This is a genomic window from Methylobacterium sp. J-088, assembly GCF_022829295.1.
In the GTDB taxonomy this organism is placed as follows: Bacteria; Pseudomonadota; Alphaproteobacteria; order Rhizobiales; family Beijerinckiaceae; genus Methylobacterium.
Genome location: NZ_JAKSYH010000049.1, coordinates 138,817 through 154,580, shown reverse-complemented (window position 1 = coordinate 154,580; position 15,764 = coordinate 138,817). Strand labels below are relative to the sequence as shown.

The 15,764-nt window shown below is 70.8% G+C and carries 13 protein-coding genes and 1 pseudogene; 10 read left to right on the top strand and 4 right to left on the bottom strand.

The genetic code is table 11. The features are described from left to right. From MKK63_RS06065 to MKK63_RS06040, 5 genes and pseudogenes are all read left to right on the top strand, one after another. A partial coding sequence (locus MKK63_RS06065) for an MFS transporter (protein WP_409564476.1) occupies window positions 1-379 on the top strand: 379 nt, incomplete at its 5' end. A gap of 7 nt (window positions 380-386) precedes the next feature. Then, window positions 387-1,442 (top strand): lactonase family protein, encoded by a 1,056-nt coding sequence (locus MKK63_RS06060; RefSeq protein ID WP_243999661.1) that lies wholly within the window; start codon window positions 387-389, stop codon window positions 1,440-1,442. A 135-nt stretch (window positions 1,443-1,577) separates the two neighbouring features. After that, window positions 1,578-2,633 carry an Ldh family oxidoreductase gene (locus MKK63_RS06055; RefSeq protein ID WP_243999659.1) on the top strand — a complete coding sequence of 352 codons (1,056 nt, stop codon included), beginning with the start codon at window positions 1,578-1,580 and terminating at the stop codon, window positions 2,631-2,633. Continuing rightward, a pseudogene (locus MKK63_RS32175) lies at window positions 2,527-4,310 on the top strand (MFS transporter). The gene MKK63_RS06055 and the pseudogene MKK63_RS32175 overlap by 107 nt, the downstream one beginning before the upstream one ends. 4 nt (window positions 4,311-4,314) lie before the next feature. Further along, window positions 4,315-5,112, top strand: a complete 798-nt coding sequence (locus MKK63_RS06040) for an alpha/beta fold hydrolase (protein ID WP_243999655.1) — start codon at window positions 4,315-4,317, stop codon at window positions 5,110-5,112. Between the two features lie 48 nt (window positions 5,113-5,160). Here MKK63_RS06040 and MKK63_RS06035 read toward each other — a convergent pair whose 3' ends face one another. From MKK63_RS06035 to MKK63_RS06025, 3 genes are all read right to left on the bottom strand, one after another. Continuing rightward, window positions 5,161-5,928 carry a molybdate ABC transporter substrate-binding protein gene (locus MKK63_RS06035; RefSeq protein WP_243999653.1) on the bottom strand — a complete coding sequence of 256 codons (768 nt, stop codon included), beginning with the start codon at window positions 5,926-5,928 and terminating at the stop codon, window positions 5,161-5,163. A gap of 347 nt (window positions 5,929-6,275) precedes the next feature. Then, window positions 6,276-7,595, bottom strand: coding sequence for an MFS transporter (locus MKK63_RS06030; RefSeq protein ID WP_243999651.1), 1,320 nt, complete (start codon window positions 7,593-7,595; stop codon window positions 6,276-6,278). An 89-nt stretch (window positions 7,596-7,684) separates the two neighbouring features. Beyond that, the gene (locus MKK63_RS06025; protein ID WP_243999650.1) at window positions 7,685-8,530 is read right to left on the bottom strand and encodes an aspartate dehydrogenase; all 846 of its coding nucleotides are present in this window, start codon (window positions 8,528-8,530) and stop codon (window positions 7,685-7,687) included. 215 nt (window positions 8,531-8,745) lie between these two features. On the opposite strand from MKK63_RS06025, the gene MKK63_RS06020 reads away from it, so the two are divergent. The 5 genes from MKK63_RS06020 (at window position 8,746) to MKK63_RS06005 (ending at window position 14,352) form a co-directional block, all read left to right on the top strand. Next, entirely contained in the window at window positions 8,746-10,338 is a 1,593-nt protein-coding gene (locus MKK63_RS06020) for an ABC transporter substrate-binding protein (protein WP_243999648.1), read from the top strand. Window positions 10,339-10,351: 13 nt separating this feature from the next. Further along, on the top strand, window positions 10,352-11,800 hold the full coding sequence (locus tag MKK63_RS06015) for an amidase (protein WP_243999645.1): 1,449 nt from the start codon (window positions 10,352-10,354) through the stop codon (window positions 11,798-11,800). Between the two features lie 14 nt (window positions 11,801-11,814). After that, complete coding sequence (locus MKK63_RS06010; RefSeq protein WP_243999643.1) at window positions 11,815-13,074, top strand: amidase; 1,260 nt, start codon at window positions 11,815-11,817, stop codon at window positions 13,072-13,074. Continuing rightward, window positions 13,071-13,202, top strand: a complete 132-nt coding sequence (locus MKK63_RS31655) for a hypothetical protein (RefSeq protein WP_279574525.1) — start codon at window positions 13,071-13,073, stop codon at window positions 13,200-13,202. Before MKK63_RS06010 ends, MKK63_RS31655 begins: the two co-directional genes overlap by 4 nt. Window positions 13,203-13,383: 181 nt before the next feature. Continuing rightward, complete coding sequence (locus tag MKK63_RS06005) at window positions 13,384-14,352, top strand: zinc-binding dehydrogenase (protein WP_243999686.1); 969 nt, start codon at window positions 13,384-13,386, stop codon at window positions 14,350-14,352. A 48-nt stretch (window positions 14,353-14,400) separates the two neighbouring features. Here MKK63_RS06005 and MKK63_RS06000 read toward each other — a convergent pair whose 3' ends face one another. Beyond that, window positions 14,401-15,660 carry an SPFH domain-containing protein gene (locus tag MKK63_RS06000; protein WP_243999641.1) on the bottom strand — a complete coding sequence of 420 codons (1,260 nt, stop codon included), beginning with the start codon at window positions 15,658-15,660 and terminating at the stop codon, window positions 14,401-14,403. Window positions 15,661-15,764 lie beyond the last annotated feature (104 nt).

Sequence of the window (15,764 nt, the reverse complement as noted above, 5' to 3'; positions counted from 1 at the left end):
GCTCGCGGCCACCGTCCTCTTCGCGCCCTTCGTCGACGCCGTGTGGCTGAACCTGGCGCTGATCGCGGTATCCCTGACCGGCATCGCCTCGACGACGTCGTTGACGTTCTCCCTGGTCAACGACCTGCTGCCGAACCCGCGCGATATCGGTGTCGCCATGGCCTTCGTCGTGGTCGGCGGCAACGTCTTCGGGCTGATGGCGCCGATCGTGACCGGGTACGTCATCCGGGCGACGGGCAGCTACGACGGCGCCTTCTACGTCGCCGGTGCCCTCCTCATCTGCGGCGCGGCCTCGGTCCTGACGCTCACCCGCACGCCGATCGGCGCGCGGCGATCCGAAGCCGAGGCAGAGGTCGCTCCCCTGTCGCAGCGGATCTGAGGCCGTCATGTTCGCTTTCGTCGGATCACGCACGACGGTCGAGCGCAACGCGCGCGGCGAGGGTCTGTCGGTCTACGCGGTCCTGCCCGGCGGCACCTGGGAGCTGCGCCATGTGCTGCATGGTCTGACCAACCCGTCCTATCTCGCCCTGAGCCGGGCGGCGGATCGGCTCTACGCCGTGCACGGCGACGGAGAGAGCGTCAGCGCCTTCGCGGTCGCGCGGGACGGTGCCGTCTCGCTCCTCGGCACACGAGCGACCGAGGGGCGAAACCCCGTCCACCTCCTGATCCACGAACGCGCGCGCGCGCTCCTCGTCGCGAATTACGCCACCGGGAGCCTCGCGCGCCTGCCGATCCACGCGGACGGCACGCTCGGCTGCGTGGCCCAGCGTCTCGAACTGCCCGGTCAGACGGGCCCGCATCGAACCCAGCAGACGGGGTCTCATCCCCATCAGGTCGTGCTGGACCCGACCGGCGACCGGGTCATCGTGCCGGACAAGGGCCTGGACCGGGTGTTCGTCGTCGCCGTCGGACGCGATGACGGCCGCCTCGCACTCAGTCCGGACGGACCGCCACCCGGCCGCGAGGGCGCCGGGCCGCGCCATGCCGTCTTCGATCGTTCCGGCACCATCCTCTTCGTGGCGAACGAGCTGGATTCGACGGTCACCCGCTTCGCCTATGAGGCGGGCAGCGGTCGCCTCTCGCCGCTCGAGATCGTCTCCACGCTGCCGGCCAGCTGCCTCAAGACGAGCCACGCCGCCGGCATCGCGCTGACCCCGTGCGGGCGCTGGCTCTACGTGTCGAACCGTGGCGACGACAGCATCGCAGTCATCGCGGTGGGTGCTGCGGGCCTGAGACCAACGGCCTGGATCCCAACCGGGGGCGCGAAGCCGCGTTTCACCACGCTGGACCCCACCGGACAGACGCTGCTGGTCGCGAACGAGGACAGCGATACGATCGTATCCTTCGCCGTGGATCAGGTCACAGGCGCTCTCGCCCGGACCGGGCAGGCGGTCGAGACCGGATCGCCCGTCTGCGTCGTGTTCGGCAGCCCGGCGGCATGATGGATCAGCGCTCCGCGCCAGAGCCGTTCGCTGCATGGCGGAGGGCCGCGCGCCGCCCCGCCTGCCGAACCCGGCGGTGGATGGTGGCCTTTCTCTTCACAGATCGAATCCCCGTCCGACCCCGGATCCGCGCCCATGACCGACGAGCGAATTTCCCCAGACCGGCTGCGCGCCTTCGCGACGGCCGCCTACGCGACCACCGGCATGCCGGAGGATCGGGCGGCGCTGTGCGCCGACACGCTCGTGCAGGCCGATCTCTGGGGGCACCAGTCGCACGGCGTCATGCGCTTGCCCTGGTACATGGCCCGGTTGCGGGCCGGCGTCTGCGACTCGCTCGCCGAACCCGAACTCGTGGTCGACGGCGGTGCGATCGCGGTCCTCGACGGCCGCGAGGCCATGGGACAGATCTCGGCTGCCCGCGCGGCGCAGGAAGCGGTCGATCGAGCAAAGCGGCACGGTATCGGCGCCGTGGCGGTCCGCAACTCGAACCACTTCGGAACCGCGATGTACTTCACGCTGATGGCGGCGCGCGCGGACTGCGTCGGTTTTCTCTCGACGAACGCCAGCCCCGCCATGGCGCCCTGGGGCGGGCGGCGGAAGGTCGTCGGCAACAATCCGTGGTCCTGGGCCGCACCCGCCGGCACCCACGCGCCTCTGGTGCTCGACATCGCCAACACGGGCGTGGCCCGCGGCAAGATCTACCTCGCGCGTCAGAGGGGGCAAACGATCCCGGAAGGCTGGGCGATCAACGCTGAGGGCGCGCCGACCATCGATCCGCAGGAGGCGATCGACGGCATCATCCTGCCCATGGCGCAGCACAAGGGCTATGCCATCTCGGTCGCGATGGACATGCTCTCGGGGGTTCTCAGCGGCAGCGCCTTCGGACCCGGGGTGCACGGGCCGTATCAGGCCCGGGAACGCAGCGGCGCCGGTCACCTGATGATCGCCCTCGATATCGCGGCATTCCAGCCGATCGAGAACTTCGGCACGCGCATGGACGAGATGATCGCGGGCCTGAAGGCCGTCCCGCTGGCACAGGGATACGACGAGGTCTTCTATCCCGGCGAGATCGAGGCTCGAAACGATGCCGATCATCGGCGCGCCGGGTTGCAGCTGCCCGACGATACGCTGGACGACTTGCGGACACTCGCGGGCGAGATCGGGCTCGCGGACCGGCTTCCGTTCTCCTGAGCGGCGCGGCGTCCGGGGCCTGGCACGGGAGCGCTCAGGCCCGCGTGGAGCGTCGCGACGTCTCGGGATCGGGCAAAGTCTGCTGGCGCGACGACACGGCCCCGGATTCTGCCCGGTCAGTCCGCGAAGCGGCGCGGGGAGCCTCCTGCGCCGCTCGTCACCCGCGCGCCCGATAACGCGCGCTGCGCACTCTGCCGAACGCTCAGCGCCGAGCGGCCTGAAGCACCGGGGCGACAAGTCGATGGGTGATGGACCCGAATTTGCAGCGATATTCGAGCGAAGAGACGAAACAATTAAGACAGTCGAGTTGCTGAATACGATGCCACAGATAAACTCGGGTCAGCTGCTCGAAAGCCTCGATCGATCAGCGCTCACGCCCAAACACTGGCGCATGTACGTGACGGCCGCGCTCGGCCATCTGTTCGACGGCTTCGACATCAACATGATGGGCTTCGCGCTGCCCGGCATCGTCGCGGCCTTCGCGCTTAGCCCGGCTCAGGCCGGCATCCTCGCCTCGAGCGTCTTCATCGGCATGCTGATCGGCTCGACCTGTGTTGGCTTCCTCGCCGACCGGTTCGGACGCAAGTGGACGATGGTCGGCGCGATCACCGCCTATTGCGCCCTCAGCTGCGCCGTCGCGTTCGCCTGGAACCACGACTCACTCCTGGTGCTGCGGATCCTCCAGGGTATCGGTTTGGGGCGGAGGTGCCGCTCGTCTTCACGTACCTCTCCGAGTTCATCCCGACGCGCCGGCGCGGCCTCATGCTCGCCTCGACCGTGGCGTTCTGGCAAGGCTCGAGCTTCCTCGCGGCGATGGTCGCCCTCTTCATCATCCCGGCGTTCACGTGGCGGGGGATGTTCATCGCGGGAGCCGTTCCAGGCCTCGTTCTGATCGTGCTCTGGGTGATGCTACCCGAGTCGGTCCGCTTCCTCATCGCCCGCGGACGTCTCGAACAGGCCGGCCGCATTGTCGATGGTCTCAGCACCATCGACCCACGGACGCTTCCGCCGCCCCGACATCGACCGCCGGCCGAGCCGGCGCACCTGAGTGCAATTCTGCGCGGCGGCTATCTGCGGCCGACCGCGAGCATCTGGCTGATGCAGCTCACCGGCGGGGCGGTGTTCTTCGCCGTGGCGATCTGGCTGCCGTCGATCTTCGCGCGGATGGGCTTTCCGGTGGTCAAAAGCTTCGCGTTCACCGGACTGATCGCCGGGACGGGCGCGCTGGGCAACATCGCGGGCGGCCTGCTGCTGGATCGCTGGGGGCGGCGCACGACCGTTCCCGTGTTCCTCTGCGTCGGGGGTCTCCTCATGTTCGCGTGGGGACAGGCCACCGAATCCTGGTCCATCCTCGGGCTCGGCGCGCTGACGGCGTTCTTCGCTTCGGGCGGTGCGGGCGGTCCACTCTTCGCCTACACGAGCGAGGTCTACCCGACGCGGTACCGCGCGGTCGGGACGGGCTGGGCCGCGGCCTGGCAGAGGATCGGCGGGATCGTCGCGGCGCCGATGCTCGGATGGATGCTGGGCAGCGGCGCCCCCAACTACGCCTTCTTCACCGCCTTGGGCGTCCTGCTGCTGATCGGGGGTGTCGGGGGCTACCTCCTCGGCTACGAGACGCGCGGCAAATCGCTGGAAGCGGTCGCGGCGGAACTCGCTGGGACGACGGGTCAGGTGTGAGACGATGCCGCATTTCGAACGCGACGGACGCCGGCTGCACTACGAGGTGCTCGGCCGGGGCGATCCCGTAATGCTGATTCACGGTTTCACGAACGCCGGGTGGTCCTGGATGAACCAGGTCGCCGCCCTGGTGTTCGCCGGCTACAGTGTGATCCTGCCCGATTTGCGCGGGCACGGCCTGTCGGATCCCGCCGCCGACGTCACCACCGTGGGCGATCTGACCCGGGATGTGATCGGGTTGCTCGACCATCTCGCGATCGCGCGCGCCTCGGTCTGCGGCTTGTCGCTCGGCGGCATGATCGCGCTGACGCTCGCGCTCGAGCAGCCGCAGCGGGTCGACCGGCTGGTCGTGGCCAACTCGCGGGCCGCGTTCAACGACCCGGCGACGGCGGATCTCGTCGCCGGCTGGGTCGAGATGTTTCATCAGCCGGGCGGGCCGCTCCAACGCTTCCAAGCGACGTGGCCCGTGATGCTCAACGCGCAGTACCGGGAAAGCTCGGCCGGACGCGCGACTTACGCGACCTGGTGCCGCTTGGCCGAGCGACACAGCGGGTCCTCGCTCGCGAACGTCGCCCTCGGCATGCGCGCGTTCGACGTCGCGGGCCGCCTCCAGGGTATCGGGCATCCCACCCTGGTGATCGCCGGCGAAGAGGACAGGCTGTTCCCGCCCGCCGTCGCGCGCGAGGTCAGCGACGGCATGGCCGATTCGCAATTCACGATCATCCCTGGGGCCGCGCACATCTCGTCTCTGGATAGCGCGGAGGCGTTCAACGCGCGCCTGCTCGCCTTCCTCGCCGGTTGATCGAGAACGCTGAATCCCTCGGATGTCCCGCTGATACGGGTCCTTCCCTCAGCGTGGCGGGACGTCCCAACCCGCCTGCTTCAGCCGGGCGCTCCCGTTCGGTCCGGTCACGAAGGCGATGAAGGCGCGTGCCGCGCTCGGGTCCTGCGTCTTTGTCGTGACGGCGGCGGCGTAGGGCGTCCACGTGTTGACGGCCTCGGGCAGGAACCCCGCGAACGCCACACCTGGTGCGTCGATGAGCTCGCTGGCCTGTGTCAGCCCGATCGCTGCCCGGCCCGAGGCGACGGCAGATGCCACCTCGGGGCCGGTGGCGCAGAGCACCGCTCTGGCCTGCACGGCCTCAGCGAGGCCGAACCGAGTCAGCATCCCGTCGAAGAAGGCGCCCGCCGAGCCGCCGCCCTTGGGATCGATGTAGGCCACGGCGGGCGCCGCAAGGAGCGCGGTGCGGAAACCTGCCGCGCCCGTCAGGTCGGGGAGCGCGGCCCCGGATTTGACGGCGGCGACGAGCCGCATACGTGCGACATCGAACTTGGTCTCCGGCCGGACGTCGCCCCGCGCGACCAGCGCGTCGATGCCGGCCGAGGCGGTCATGACCACGTCGGCGTCTTCGTGCGCGGCAAGCTTGGCGAGGACGCCGCCCGCATTGGTGATCGTCAGGACGAGGTGATCGCCGGTCATTGCCTCGAACGGCCCGGCGAGGGCGCGCAGGCTGGACGCGTAGACGCCCGTTGCGAGCACACGGATGTCGGCCGCCGCCGCGGGCGGGCTAAGCGCTGCCATGCAGCAGGCGATCGACAGCAGCTGAGCTCGGCACATGGAATTTCTCCTCGGGCGCAACGCCCGCGATCGCGCGAACCGACGGGATGCGTCGGATTGCGGAACGCGGAGCGCCGCACTCTACACACGATGGGCTGCGTCCGGCCGCTGTCCGCCTCCCCGCCTGTCGCGCCCTCCCCCGTCGCGCCCTCCCCCGTCCGGGCGCGGCCCCGGAGACGCCAGATACGGTGGCACCGGGACGCCTCTCCTCGTGGCATCGCCGCTCGGGCGCCTGGGGAAGTGAGCCCGGACAGCGAGGGCGGGCTGTCGGCCACAGAGCGCGGAGCGGGCGGTGCTCGAAGCCGGGACTTGCCCCTCATCCTGCCTCGCCGGGCGAGCGTTGCGGCCTACGCCCGCTCGCCCGGTAGGACGGGGATCAGCGGGGGGCGCGTGCGGCCTAATCCCACCGCGAGCGCGGCGCCCGTGGCCGTGACCAGGGCGAGCGGCAGCAGGCCCAGCGCGTAGCTGCCGCTCGCATCCTTGATCAAGCCCATCAGGAACGTCCCGATGAAGGCACCGAGATTGCCGATGGCGTTGATCTGCGCGATCCCGGCCGCGGACGCGCCCGGCGGCAGCCATTCCGTGACCATGGCCCAGAATGGGCCCTTGACGGCGTAGGTCCCCAGGATCGCGAGGAACAGGATCGCGACCGTCGATCCGAACCCCTGCGCGGCCAGCGCCGCCGCGAGGCAAAGCGCGGTGAGCGCCTGCGGCCCGGCCACGTGCCAGGCCCGCTCCCCCGTGCGGTCCGAGCGTCGGGCCCAGAGCACCATCAGCCCGGCCGCGACCCCGAACGGCACCGAGTTGAGCAGGCCGATCTCCATGGTTGAGAGGCCATAGGACTTGAAGATCTGCGGCTGCCAGATCGACAGGCACGCGCTCGCCCCGACACTGCCGGCGAAGATCAGGCCGGCCGCCAGCACGCGTCGATCGAGGATCACCCGCCAGACGGACGGCCGGACCAGCGGCTGCTCCGCGCGCTCGGCGTCCAAACGTCCGGTGAGCCAGCCGCGCTGCGCCGCGTCGAGCCAGGGCGCCCGGTCCGGGCCCTCCGGGAGGAACCGAAGGACGAGCAAGCCCAGCACCACGGCCGGCATCGCCTCGACGATCGACATCAGCTGCCAACCGCGCAGATTCAGCCAGCCGTCGAGCCCGAGCAGCGCCGCCGAGAGCGGCGAGCCGACGAAGTTCGACAGGGGCACGGCCACCGCGAAGAGGGCGATTACCCGGGCGCGATAGGCCTTCGGGAACCAGCGCGTCAGGTAGAAGATCACGCCGGGATAGAATCCGGCTTCAGCCGCGCCCAGCAGGAAGCGGACCGCGCAGAACGAGACCGGTCCGACGACGAGCGCGGTGGCCGCGGAGATCAACCCCCAGGTGATCATGATCCGGGCCAGCCACAGGCGGGCGCCGAACCGCTCGAGCATCAGGTTCGAGGGCACCTCGAACAGGAAGTAGGCGACGAAGAACAGGCCCGCGCCCAGGCCGAAGACCGAGGCCGAGAGGCCGGCATCGGCGTTCATCTGCAGCGCCGCGAAGCCGACATTGACCCGGTCGATGAAGGCGACGAGGAAGCCCAGCATCAAGAGCGGCATGATCCGGAGCGTGACGCGCCGCATCGTCGCCCGCTCGATCTCGGACGGGGTGTCGTCGCTCGTCGATGTCACGGGCCGCTCCGGGTCTGAGGGGGCATCCGCGCGCGGATGCTGGTCCGGGCGCAGGCGACCGGCAGCACGGGCTGTGCCAGCCCGGCCCGTCAGGTGCCGACCCGGAGCGGGGCGGCGAGCTTGCGCAGGTAGGCGATGACCGACAGGGCCGTGATGCGGCCCGTACGGGGGTTTTCGTCGGTCGGCACGTTCTCGATCGTCATGGAGAACCGCGCCGCGTCGGCCTCGACCTCGATGCGGTGGGTGTTGCGGTCGAGGTTCGGGTCCGCCCAGATCTCGAGTTCGGTCCGATCCGGTCCGATGCCGGCGAGCGAGAGCGCGACCGCGACGTTGAGGTTGGCCGGAAACCCCCGGGCCGCCTCGCGCGGGCTGCCCGAGAAGACCCGCATCGGCTCGGTGATGCCGGCGATCGCGATGCCGTTCTCCACGAGGTAGGGCGCGCCGACGAGGCCGCGCACGGGCTTGCGGGTGATCATCCGCACGGTGTGGATCGTTCCCTCCGCGGCGGCCGTCACGGCGTCGAGACCGAGTAAGGCGCCGGTCGGCACGACGATCTGCCCGCCGTGGGCACGCGCCGCCGCCACGAGGTCCTCGTGGTCGAGGAGCGCCCCGCAGCTCAACACGACGGCGGTTTTGCCCGCCGTCACGAACGGCCGCACGATCGCGGGGAGGTGCTGGGACGGCGCGCATTCCAGCACGATGTCGGCCCGCGGCTCCAGACCGTCGAACGCTGTGACGACCTCGGGCGGTTCAGCGAGCGCCGCGAGCTCGGCGCGGGCTTTGCCGGCGTCGCGGACCGCGACGGCGGTCAGGCTCAGTCCGGGGATGGCCCCCCCGTCGAGTGCGCGCGCTACGGCGCGCCCGACGGTGCCGAGGCCGGCGATCGCGACGCGCCCACCGCGGACCGGCGATCTGGCTGCTTCCTGCGGCGGCATGCTGGGGTTCCGCTTTATCCAGGCCGGAACGGCCGGCCACCGCCACCCTTACGCATCGGCTGTGCCGAACGATGACGCGGATCGGCTCCATCTTGGACCGTCGATCAACCGGCTGCTAGGCCCGAACGCGCCGCCGGCATGCGGCTTGCCATGTGCCCCTGGGGATGTGACCCTGACCGGCGCGCCGGGCGCGTGCGTGCTCGACGAGGTGCAGGATGGATCGCCGTCGTTTCCTCCGGCTCGCAGCGGCCCCGGCCCTCACCGCGGGCATCGCACGGCCGGTCCGCGTCGCCGCGCAAGGCACACGCGTCCTGCGCTACGTGTCCTACACCGACGTCACGGTCCTCGACCCCACCTGGAGCACCGCCTACGTCACCCGCGACCACGCGGCGATGGTCTACGACACGCTGTTCGCCCTCGACGAACGGCTGACGCCCCAGCCCCAGATGCTCGCCGGCCACACGGTCTCGGACGATGGCCTCACCTGGGATCTCACGCTACGGCCGGGACTGAACTTCCACGATGGCTCGGCCGTACTCGCCCGCGATTGCGTCGCGAGCCTCGTGCGCTGGGCGCGCCGTGACGCCTTCGGCGGGGCGCTGATGGCCGTGACCGACGAACTCGCGGCACCCGACGACGGCACCATCCGCTTCCGCCTCAAGCGGCCCTTCCCGCTCTTGCCCTACGCCCTGGCCCGCAACGGCGCTCCCTACCCCGCAATCATGCCCGAGCGGCTGGCACGGACCGACGCCTTCACCCAGCTCACCGAGATCGTCGGGAGCGGCCCGTTCCGCTTCAAGGCGGACGAGCGCGTCGTCGGCGCGCGCGCCGTGTACACCCGGTTCGAGGGCTATCGCCCGCGCGAGACCGGGACGCCGAGCGGTACCGCCGGGCCGAAGATCGTGCATTTCGACCGGGTCGAGTGGCTCGTCCAGCCGGACGCGGCCACCGCCGTCAACGCCCTCGTCGCAGGCGAGGTCGACATGTTCTACAATCCACCCACCGACCTGTTGCCGATCCTGCGCCGCAGTCGCGACCTCCAGGTCTTCCAGGGCGATCCCCTCGGCAACGTCGCCCTGATGCGGGTGAATCACCTGCACCCGCCCTTCGACAATCCGGGCGTGCGCCGCGCCGTCCTCTCGGCCGTGCGCCAGGAGGACTTCATGCTGGCGATGATGGGCGAGGACCGCGCCCTATGGCGCGACGGGGTCGGCGTCTTCCCGCCCGGCACGCCGATGGCGAGCGAGGCCGGCCTCGACGTCCTGACGAGCCCGCGGCCGGTGGAGGAGGCCAAGCGCGCGCTGGAGACGGCGGGCTATCGGGGCGAGCGCGCGGTGGTGCTGATCTCGACCGACAGCCCCAAGCTCCAGGCGCTCGGCGAGGTGGCGGCCGACCTGATGCGTCGCGTCGGCATGAACGTCGACCCGCAGGTTACCGACTGGGGCACCGTGGTGCAGCGCCGCGCTAAGAAGGAGCCGGTCGCGCAGGGTGGCTGGAGCGCGTTCTTTACGACCTTCTCCGGCCAGGACCTGCTTGACCCCGCGGGCTACCTGGCATTGCGCGGCACCGGCGAGCGCGCGTGGTTCGGCTGGCCGACCGACGCACGGGTGGAGGATCTGCGCGCCCAGTGGCTGGCGAGCGGCGACCCCGCGCAGCAGCGGGCGATCTGCAGGGACATCCAGGCACGGGCGATGGCCGAGGTGCCCTTCATGCCGCTGGGGCAAGCCTTCTACGCCACGGCGGCCAAGCGCGACCTCACAGGTATTCTGAAGGGCTTCAGCACCTTCTGGAATGTGCGGCGGGCTTGAGGAGATCGGGATCATGGCGGATGACCTCGCCTACATGCCCGCGGCGGAACTCGCGACCCTGATTCGAACGCGGCGGCTGTCACCGGTGGAGCTCATGACGGCGACGCTCGCGCGTATCGCCAGGGCCCAACCGGTGCTGAACGCCTTCATCACCGTCGCGGAGGAGCAGGCGCTCGCCGGCGCCCGGGCAGCGGAGGCCGCGGTGATGCGCGGAGAGCCGCTGGCGCCGCTGCACGGTCTGCCGGTCTCGATCAAGGATCTCGTTCCGACCGCCGGGATCCGCACCACCTGGGGCTCGCGCGTCTTCGCCGAGCACGTGCCGGAGGCCGACGCGGAGGTCGTGACCCGCCTGAAGGCTTCCGGCGCAATCGTCGTGGGCAAGACCACCACACCGGAATTCGGGCAGCAATGCCTGACCCAGGCGCCCCTGTTCGGGCGCACGCGCAACGCCTGGGACGCGGGCCGCACATCGGGAGGCTCCAGCGGCGGGGCGGCGGTCGCCGCGGCGGCGGGACTGACCGCGCTCGGCGTCGCCACGGACGGCGGCGGCTCGACCCGGATCCCCGCCGCCTGCAACGGCGTCGTCGGATTCAAGCAGGGGCTCGGCGTCGTGCCGCAGGAGTACGCCCAGGACGGGTTCGGCAACATCTCCTACGTGACGCCGATGACCCGCACCGTCCGCGACACGGCGCTGATGCTCGACGCGATGGCCGGACCCGATCCCCGGGATCCGCTCAGCGCGGGTCGGCTCCAACCGGGCTTCGTCGCGACGCTGGACGCCGTTTCGCCCGGAACGAAGTCCCTCGCCGGGCTGCGCGTCGGCTGGCGACCACTCCTCGGCAACGCGCACGTGGCGGCCGACGTGCTGGCCGCCTGCGAGCGGGCGGTCGCCGCCCTGGCGGATCTCGGTGCCGAGACGCGCGGGCACGCGGCGCCGTTCGAGAACCCGGAGACCCTCTGGTTCGTCAGCAACGGCGCCTACCGCATGGCGCAGTTCGGCCACCACCTCGCGCGGCACCGGGAGATCCTATGCCCGACCTTCGTGCGCCAGATGGACCGGGTGCGCGACGTCTCGGCGGCCGAGCTCTACGCGGCGATCTTCGCGCGCACCGCCCTCTACCGTCAGGTGCAAGCGTGGTTTGACGACATCGATGTCCTGGCGATGCCGACCCTGTCGCGCACGGCCCTGCCGATCGACCAGGACTTCTTCGGGCCGATCATGATCGACGGGACACCCGTGCCGAACCTGCGCGCGGCCTGGTACCCCTACACGATGCCGTTCAACCTTACCGGCAACCCGGCCGTGAGCCTGCCCTGCGGGCTCGACGAAGCGGGCGTACCGGTCTCGATCCAGCTCGTCGGACGCGTGGGCGAGGACGCGCGCCTGCTGCGAGTGGCGGCCGCCTTCGAGCGGGCGATGCCCTGGGCGGACCGGCGGCCGCCGCTGCCGGAACTCGACTGACCCGAGGAGCAGAGATGGGCACCTACGATCCGCACCGCCGAACCCCGAGCTTTGAGGCCGCCGCGGAGACGTTCCTCGCAGGCGCCGACTCGCCCCGTGCCTACCTGGAACGCTGCCTCGCGACGATCGCCGAGCGCGAGCCTGCGGTGCGAGCCTTCGTGGTCGTGAACGAGGCCGGCGCGCGGGAGGCCGCGGATGCGAGCGGCGCGCGCTGGCGGGCGGGGCGGCCGCTCTCGCCGATCGACGGCATGCCGGTGGGGATCAAGGACCTCCTCGAGACGCGCGACATGCCGACCGAGATGGGCTGCGTGGCCTACGCGGGCAATTTTCCCCGACGCGACAACGCCGCGGTCTGGGCGCTGCGCGAGGCCGGGGCGGTGGTGCTCGGCAAGACCACGACAGCCGAGCTCGGCGGCACGCATCCGCCGGCGACGACGAACCCGTTCGATCCGGCGCGCACGCCGGGCGGGTCGTCCTCTGGCTCGGCCGCCGCGGTCGCGGCCGGGATGGTGCCGGCCGCGATCGGCAGCCAGGTCGGCGGCTCGATCATCCGGCCAGCGAGCTACTGCGGCAACTGGGCCTTGAAGCCATCCCAGGGTGCGATCAACCGCGGCGAGCGACAGGCGACCAGCATGAGCACGCACGGCGTGCACGCGACCTGCGCGGAGGACATGTGGCGCGTGTCGATCGAGATCGCGCGCCGGGCCGGCGGCGATCCGGGCCGCGCACCGCTCGCCGGTCCCGCGGATCCGCCCTCCCCGCACCGCCCGCTCACCGTGGCGGTGATGGAGACGGAGGGGTGGGAGGCGCTCGACGACGCGTCGCGGGCAGCCTTCGAGGCTGTGGTGGCGCAGATCGCCGACGCCGGCGTCACGGTGCTGCGCCGCCGGGACGTCCCCGCGATCGAACGCCTCGAGCGCGCCCTCGTCGGCGTGCGCGAGATGGCCAACACGATCACGGCCTGGGAGAACCACTGGGCGATCCGCAACCTCGTGACGCAGCACCCCGACGGCGTCAGCGCGCGGGCCAAGGCCACGGTCGCGACCGCGGAACGCCTAGGGGCCGAGGGCTACCAGGATCTGCTGCGGCGGCGGGAGGCGGTGCGCACCGTGTACGCGGCGCTGGCGCCCACGCTCGACGCGCTGATCGCGCCGGCCTCGCCCGGACCGGCGCCGCCCTGGTCGGGCGATCGTCCCGGCGAGCCGCTCGCGCCGCGCCCGACGGGGGTTCCGTGTTCAACACGCCGAGCTCGCTCCTCGGCGCGCCCGTTGTGACGGTCCCCCTCGCGGCCGTGGGCGGCCTGCCAATGGGCATTCAGGTCGTGGGGCAGCCCGGGACAGACGCGCGGATGACGGCGATCGCGCGCTGGATGGATGCGGCGGTGCGGCGGGTGGTCCTCTGACCGAGCGGCGGTGATCCCGTTGCCGTCCGGGATTTACGGCCCAGCTGTGTAGGCAAAGCGAGGGCAGGAGAGATCTATGGACATCGATCGACGCCTTCTCCTGGCCGGCGCGGCCGCACAACTCCTGGCGTCCCACGCTGCCACAGCCGAGGATCGCCCCATCGCGCCGGCCGAGACCCGGATGAAGGCCATCGTGGTCGGACCGGAGGGGCCGAGCCTCGTCGAGATCGACATGCCGAGGCCGAAACCCGCGGAGGTGCTCGTCCGGGTTCGGGCCGCCGCCCTCAACCGCGCCGATCTCGCCGTCGCCTCGGGGCAGCCGCACGGCCCGACCGGAGGGCCCGACGCGATCCCGGGGCTGGAGTGGGCCGGGGAGGTCGTGGCGGTCGGCGCGGCCGTGAACGACTTCTATCCGGGTGACCGCGTCATGTGTTCCGGCGCCGGCGGCTACGCCGAGTATGCCGTGGCGGATCACGGGCGGACCCTTCCGCTTCCCGCGGACCTGTCGTTCGAGGTCGCCGCGACCCTGCCGGTCGCCCTGCAGACGATGCACGATGCGCTCATCACGCAGGCGCACCTGCAACCGGGCGAGACCGTGCTGATCCAGGGGGCGAGTTCCGGCGTCGGGCTGATGGGGCTTCAGATCGCCCGGTGGCGGAGGGCCTCATTGGTGATCGGAACGTCGCGAAGCCCCGAGCACCGCGCGCGGCTGGCCGAGTCCGGCGCAACCGTGGCGATCGACACCAAGGATCCGACTTGGCCCGAACAGGTCCGAGCGGCGACCGGCGGCCGGGGCGTCGACGTGATCATCGATCAGGTCTCAGCGCCGGTCGCCAACGGCAATCTGCAGGCCGCGGCGGTCCTGGGCCGCATCGTCAACGTCGGCCGCCTCGGCGGGAGCCGGGGCGAGTTCGATTTCGATCTGCACGCCACGAAGCGCATCAGCTACATCGGCGTGACCAACCGGACTCGGTCGATCGAGGAGCAGCGCGCGATCACCGCGCGCGTCCGGGCCGACCTGTGGCCGGCGATCGCGGCCGGGGGCTTCCATCTGCCGATCGATGGCCGCTATGCCCTGGCCGAGGCGCCGGCCGCGCTCACCCGCATGAGGAAGAACGAGCATTTCGGGAAGATCGTCCTGACCGTCTGACGCCTGGTTCTCGGTACGCCGATCGCCGACGGCTTGGTCGCGTCGAGCTCAGCCTCTCGGCGCCGCGGCCGGAAGTGCGGGCTTCACGTCGCCGCCGAACCAGCCGCGGATCGTGCCGAGGATGTCGCTCGGGATCACGACCCAGGATGGTAGGACGCCCGCGACGCTACCGTTCCAGCGCCCCGCCAGCGTCTGCCGCGCCTGGGCGTCCGAGCGGCGGATCTCTAGGTCGAGGATCCGCTCTTGGATCGGCAGCGTGGCGAGCTGCGCTTGGGCCGATTGCGCCCGCTTGTTGGCGATGAACGTGTCGTCGATCGCCGCCTGGATCGCGGCGTTCTCGAAGTTCAACTCGTCGGCGAAACCCAGCGTCGTGACTGTGACGCCCATCGGCGCAAACTGGTCGATCACCGCCTTCTCGACGGCCGCCATGATCTCAGCCTTCTGGTAGATCGCGTCATCGGTCGAGCGGCGGCCGAACTCGCGCGCGAGCGCCGCCTGAACCGTGCGGTGGACGTTACCGTCGACCACCTCGGCGAGCGAGCGGCCGTACAGCACCGAAGTGAAGCGCGCCTCGTCGGTATCCTGGGCGGCCGGCTTCGTGCCGAACCAATACAGGAACTTGGCCGCGTCCTCCTCCTTCACGAAGGCCGAGATGACCAACGAAGTCGACAGACCGATCGACTCAGCGGTCTCGAAGCGGAAGCCCTGATCCAAGCTCGACGTGCCGCGGTTGGCCGAGGTCGTCCACTCGCGCGACACCGGCGTGCGGTCGACGATGATCAGGCGCGCGGCCGGCACGTAGTATTCCGACAGCGTGCCGGTGTTCGGCAGCTTCGTGTGCGGGATCTGCACGCGCTTGGCCGCGACCTTGCTCTCGGCGAGGAACCTCTCCGAGCCGAACTGCGCCTGCGTGGTTTTCGTGTCCCCGCTCTCCGGGATCACGAAGGCCGACTGGCTCGGAAGGATCTCGATGTATTCGCCGTAGTCGTACTTGCTGAAGTAGGCGCACGCGGGCTCGGGTTCCGCGAATGCGCCAAGTCCCAGGACGACGACAGCCAGGCGCGCGCGTCGGGCGGGCACGAGCCAGATCATCGCGAGGACGGCGAGCAGTGCCGGGAACGCTAGGGGCGAGCCGCCAGCGAGGTCGGACGCGATCTGTGTCTTGAAGGGGGCGGCATCGCTGTCGGAGAGTTGTGCGACGGCCATGCGGCCTGCGGCCAATCCGGCCTCGGTCGAGGCGAGCCGTGGCAGGCCGGCGAAAACCGTTATGGCGCCGAGCGACAGGCCAGCGCGGATGAGCGTAGACATGGAAAGTCTCAAGGATCGAATGCCCAAGACGAGCGTCAGCGATATCAGTACTCGCGCCGAAGCGTGTCAGGGTCTTCTTCGCGAAGCTCGGCCTTGAGCCGAGC

What these genes read in the sequence shown, in the direction of transcription:
- MKK63_RS06060 (WP_243999661.1), top strand. Translation starts at nt 387, where the DNA reads ATGTTCGCTTTCGTCGGATCACGCACGACGGTCGAGCGCAACGCGCGC.
- MKK63_RS06055 (WP_243999659.1), top strand. Translation starts at nt 1,578, where the DNA reads ATGACCGACGAGCGAATTTCCCCAGACCGGCTGCGCGCCTTCGCGACG.
- MKK63_RS06040 (WP_243999655.1), top strand. Translation starts at nt 4,315, where the DNA reads ATGCCGCATTTCGAACGCGACGGACGCCGGCTGCACTACGAGGTGCTC.
- MKK63_RS06035 (WP_243999653.1), bottom strand. Translation starts at nt 5,928, where the DNA reads ATGTGCCGAGCTCAGCTGCTGTCGATCGCCTGCTGCATGGCAGCGCTT.
- MKK63_RS06025 (WP_243999650.1), bottom strand. Translation starts at nt 8,530, where the DNA reads ATGCCGCCGCAGGAAGCAGCCAGATCGCCGGTCCGCGGTGGGCGCGTC.
- MKK63_RS06020 (WP_243999648.1), top strand. Translation starts at nt 8,746, where the DNA reads ATGGATCGCCGTCGTTTCCTCCGGCTCGCAGCGGCCCCGGCCCTCACC.
- MKK63_RS06015 (WP_243999645.1), top strand. Translation starts at nt 10,352, where the DNA reads ATGGCGGATGACCTCGCCTACATGCCCGCGGCGGAACTCGCGACCCTG.
- MKK63_RS06010 (WP_243999643.1), top strand. Translation starts at nt 11,815, where the DNA reads ATGGGCACCTACGATCCGCACCGCCGAACCCCGAGCTTTGAGGCCGCC.
- MKK63_RS06005 (WP_243999686.1), top strand. Translation starts at nt 13,384, where the DNA reads ATGAAGGCCATCGTGGTCGGACCGGAGGGGCCGAGCCTCGTCGAGATC.
- MKK63_RS06000 (WP_243999641.1), bottom strand. Translation starts at nt 15,660, where the DNA reads ATGTCTACGCTCATCCGCGCTGGCCTGTCGCTCGGCGCCATAACGGTT.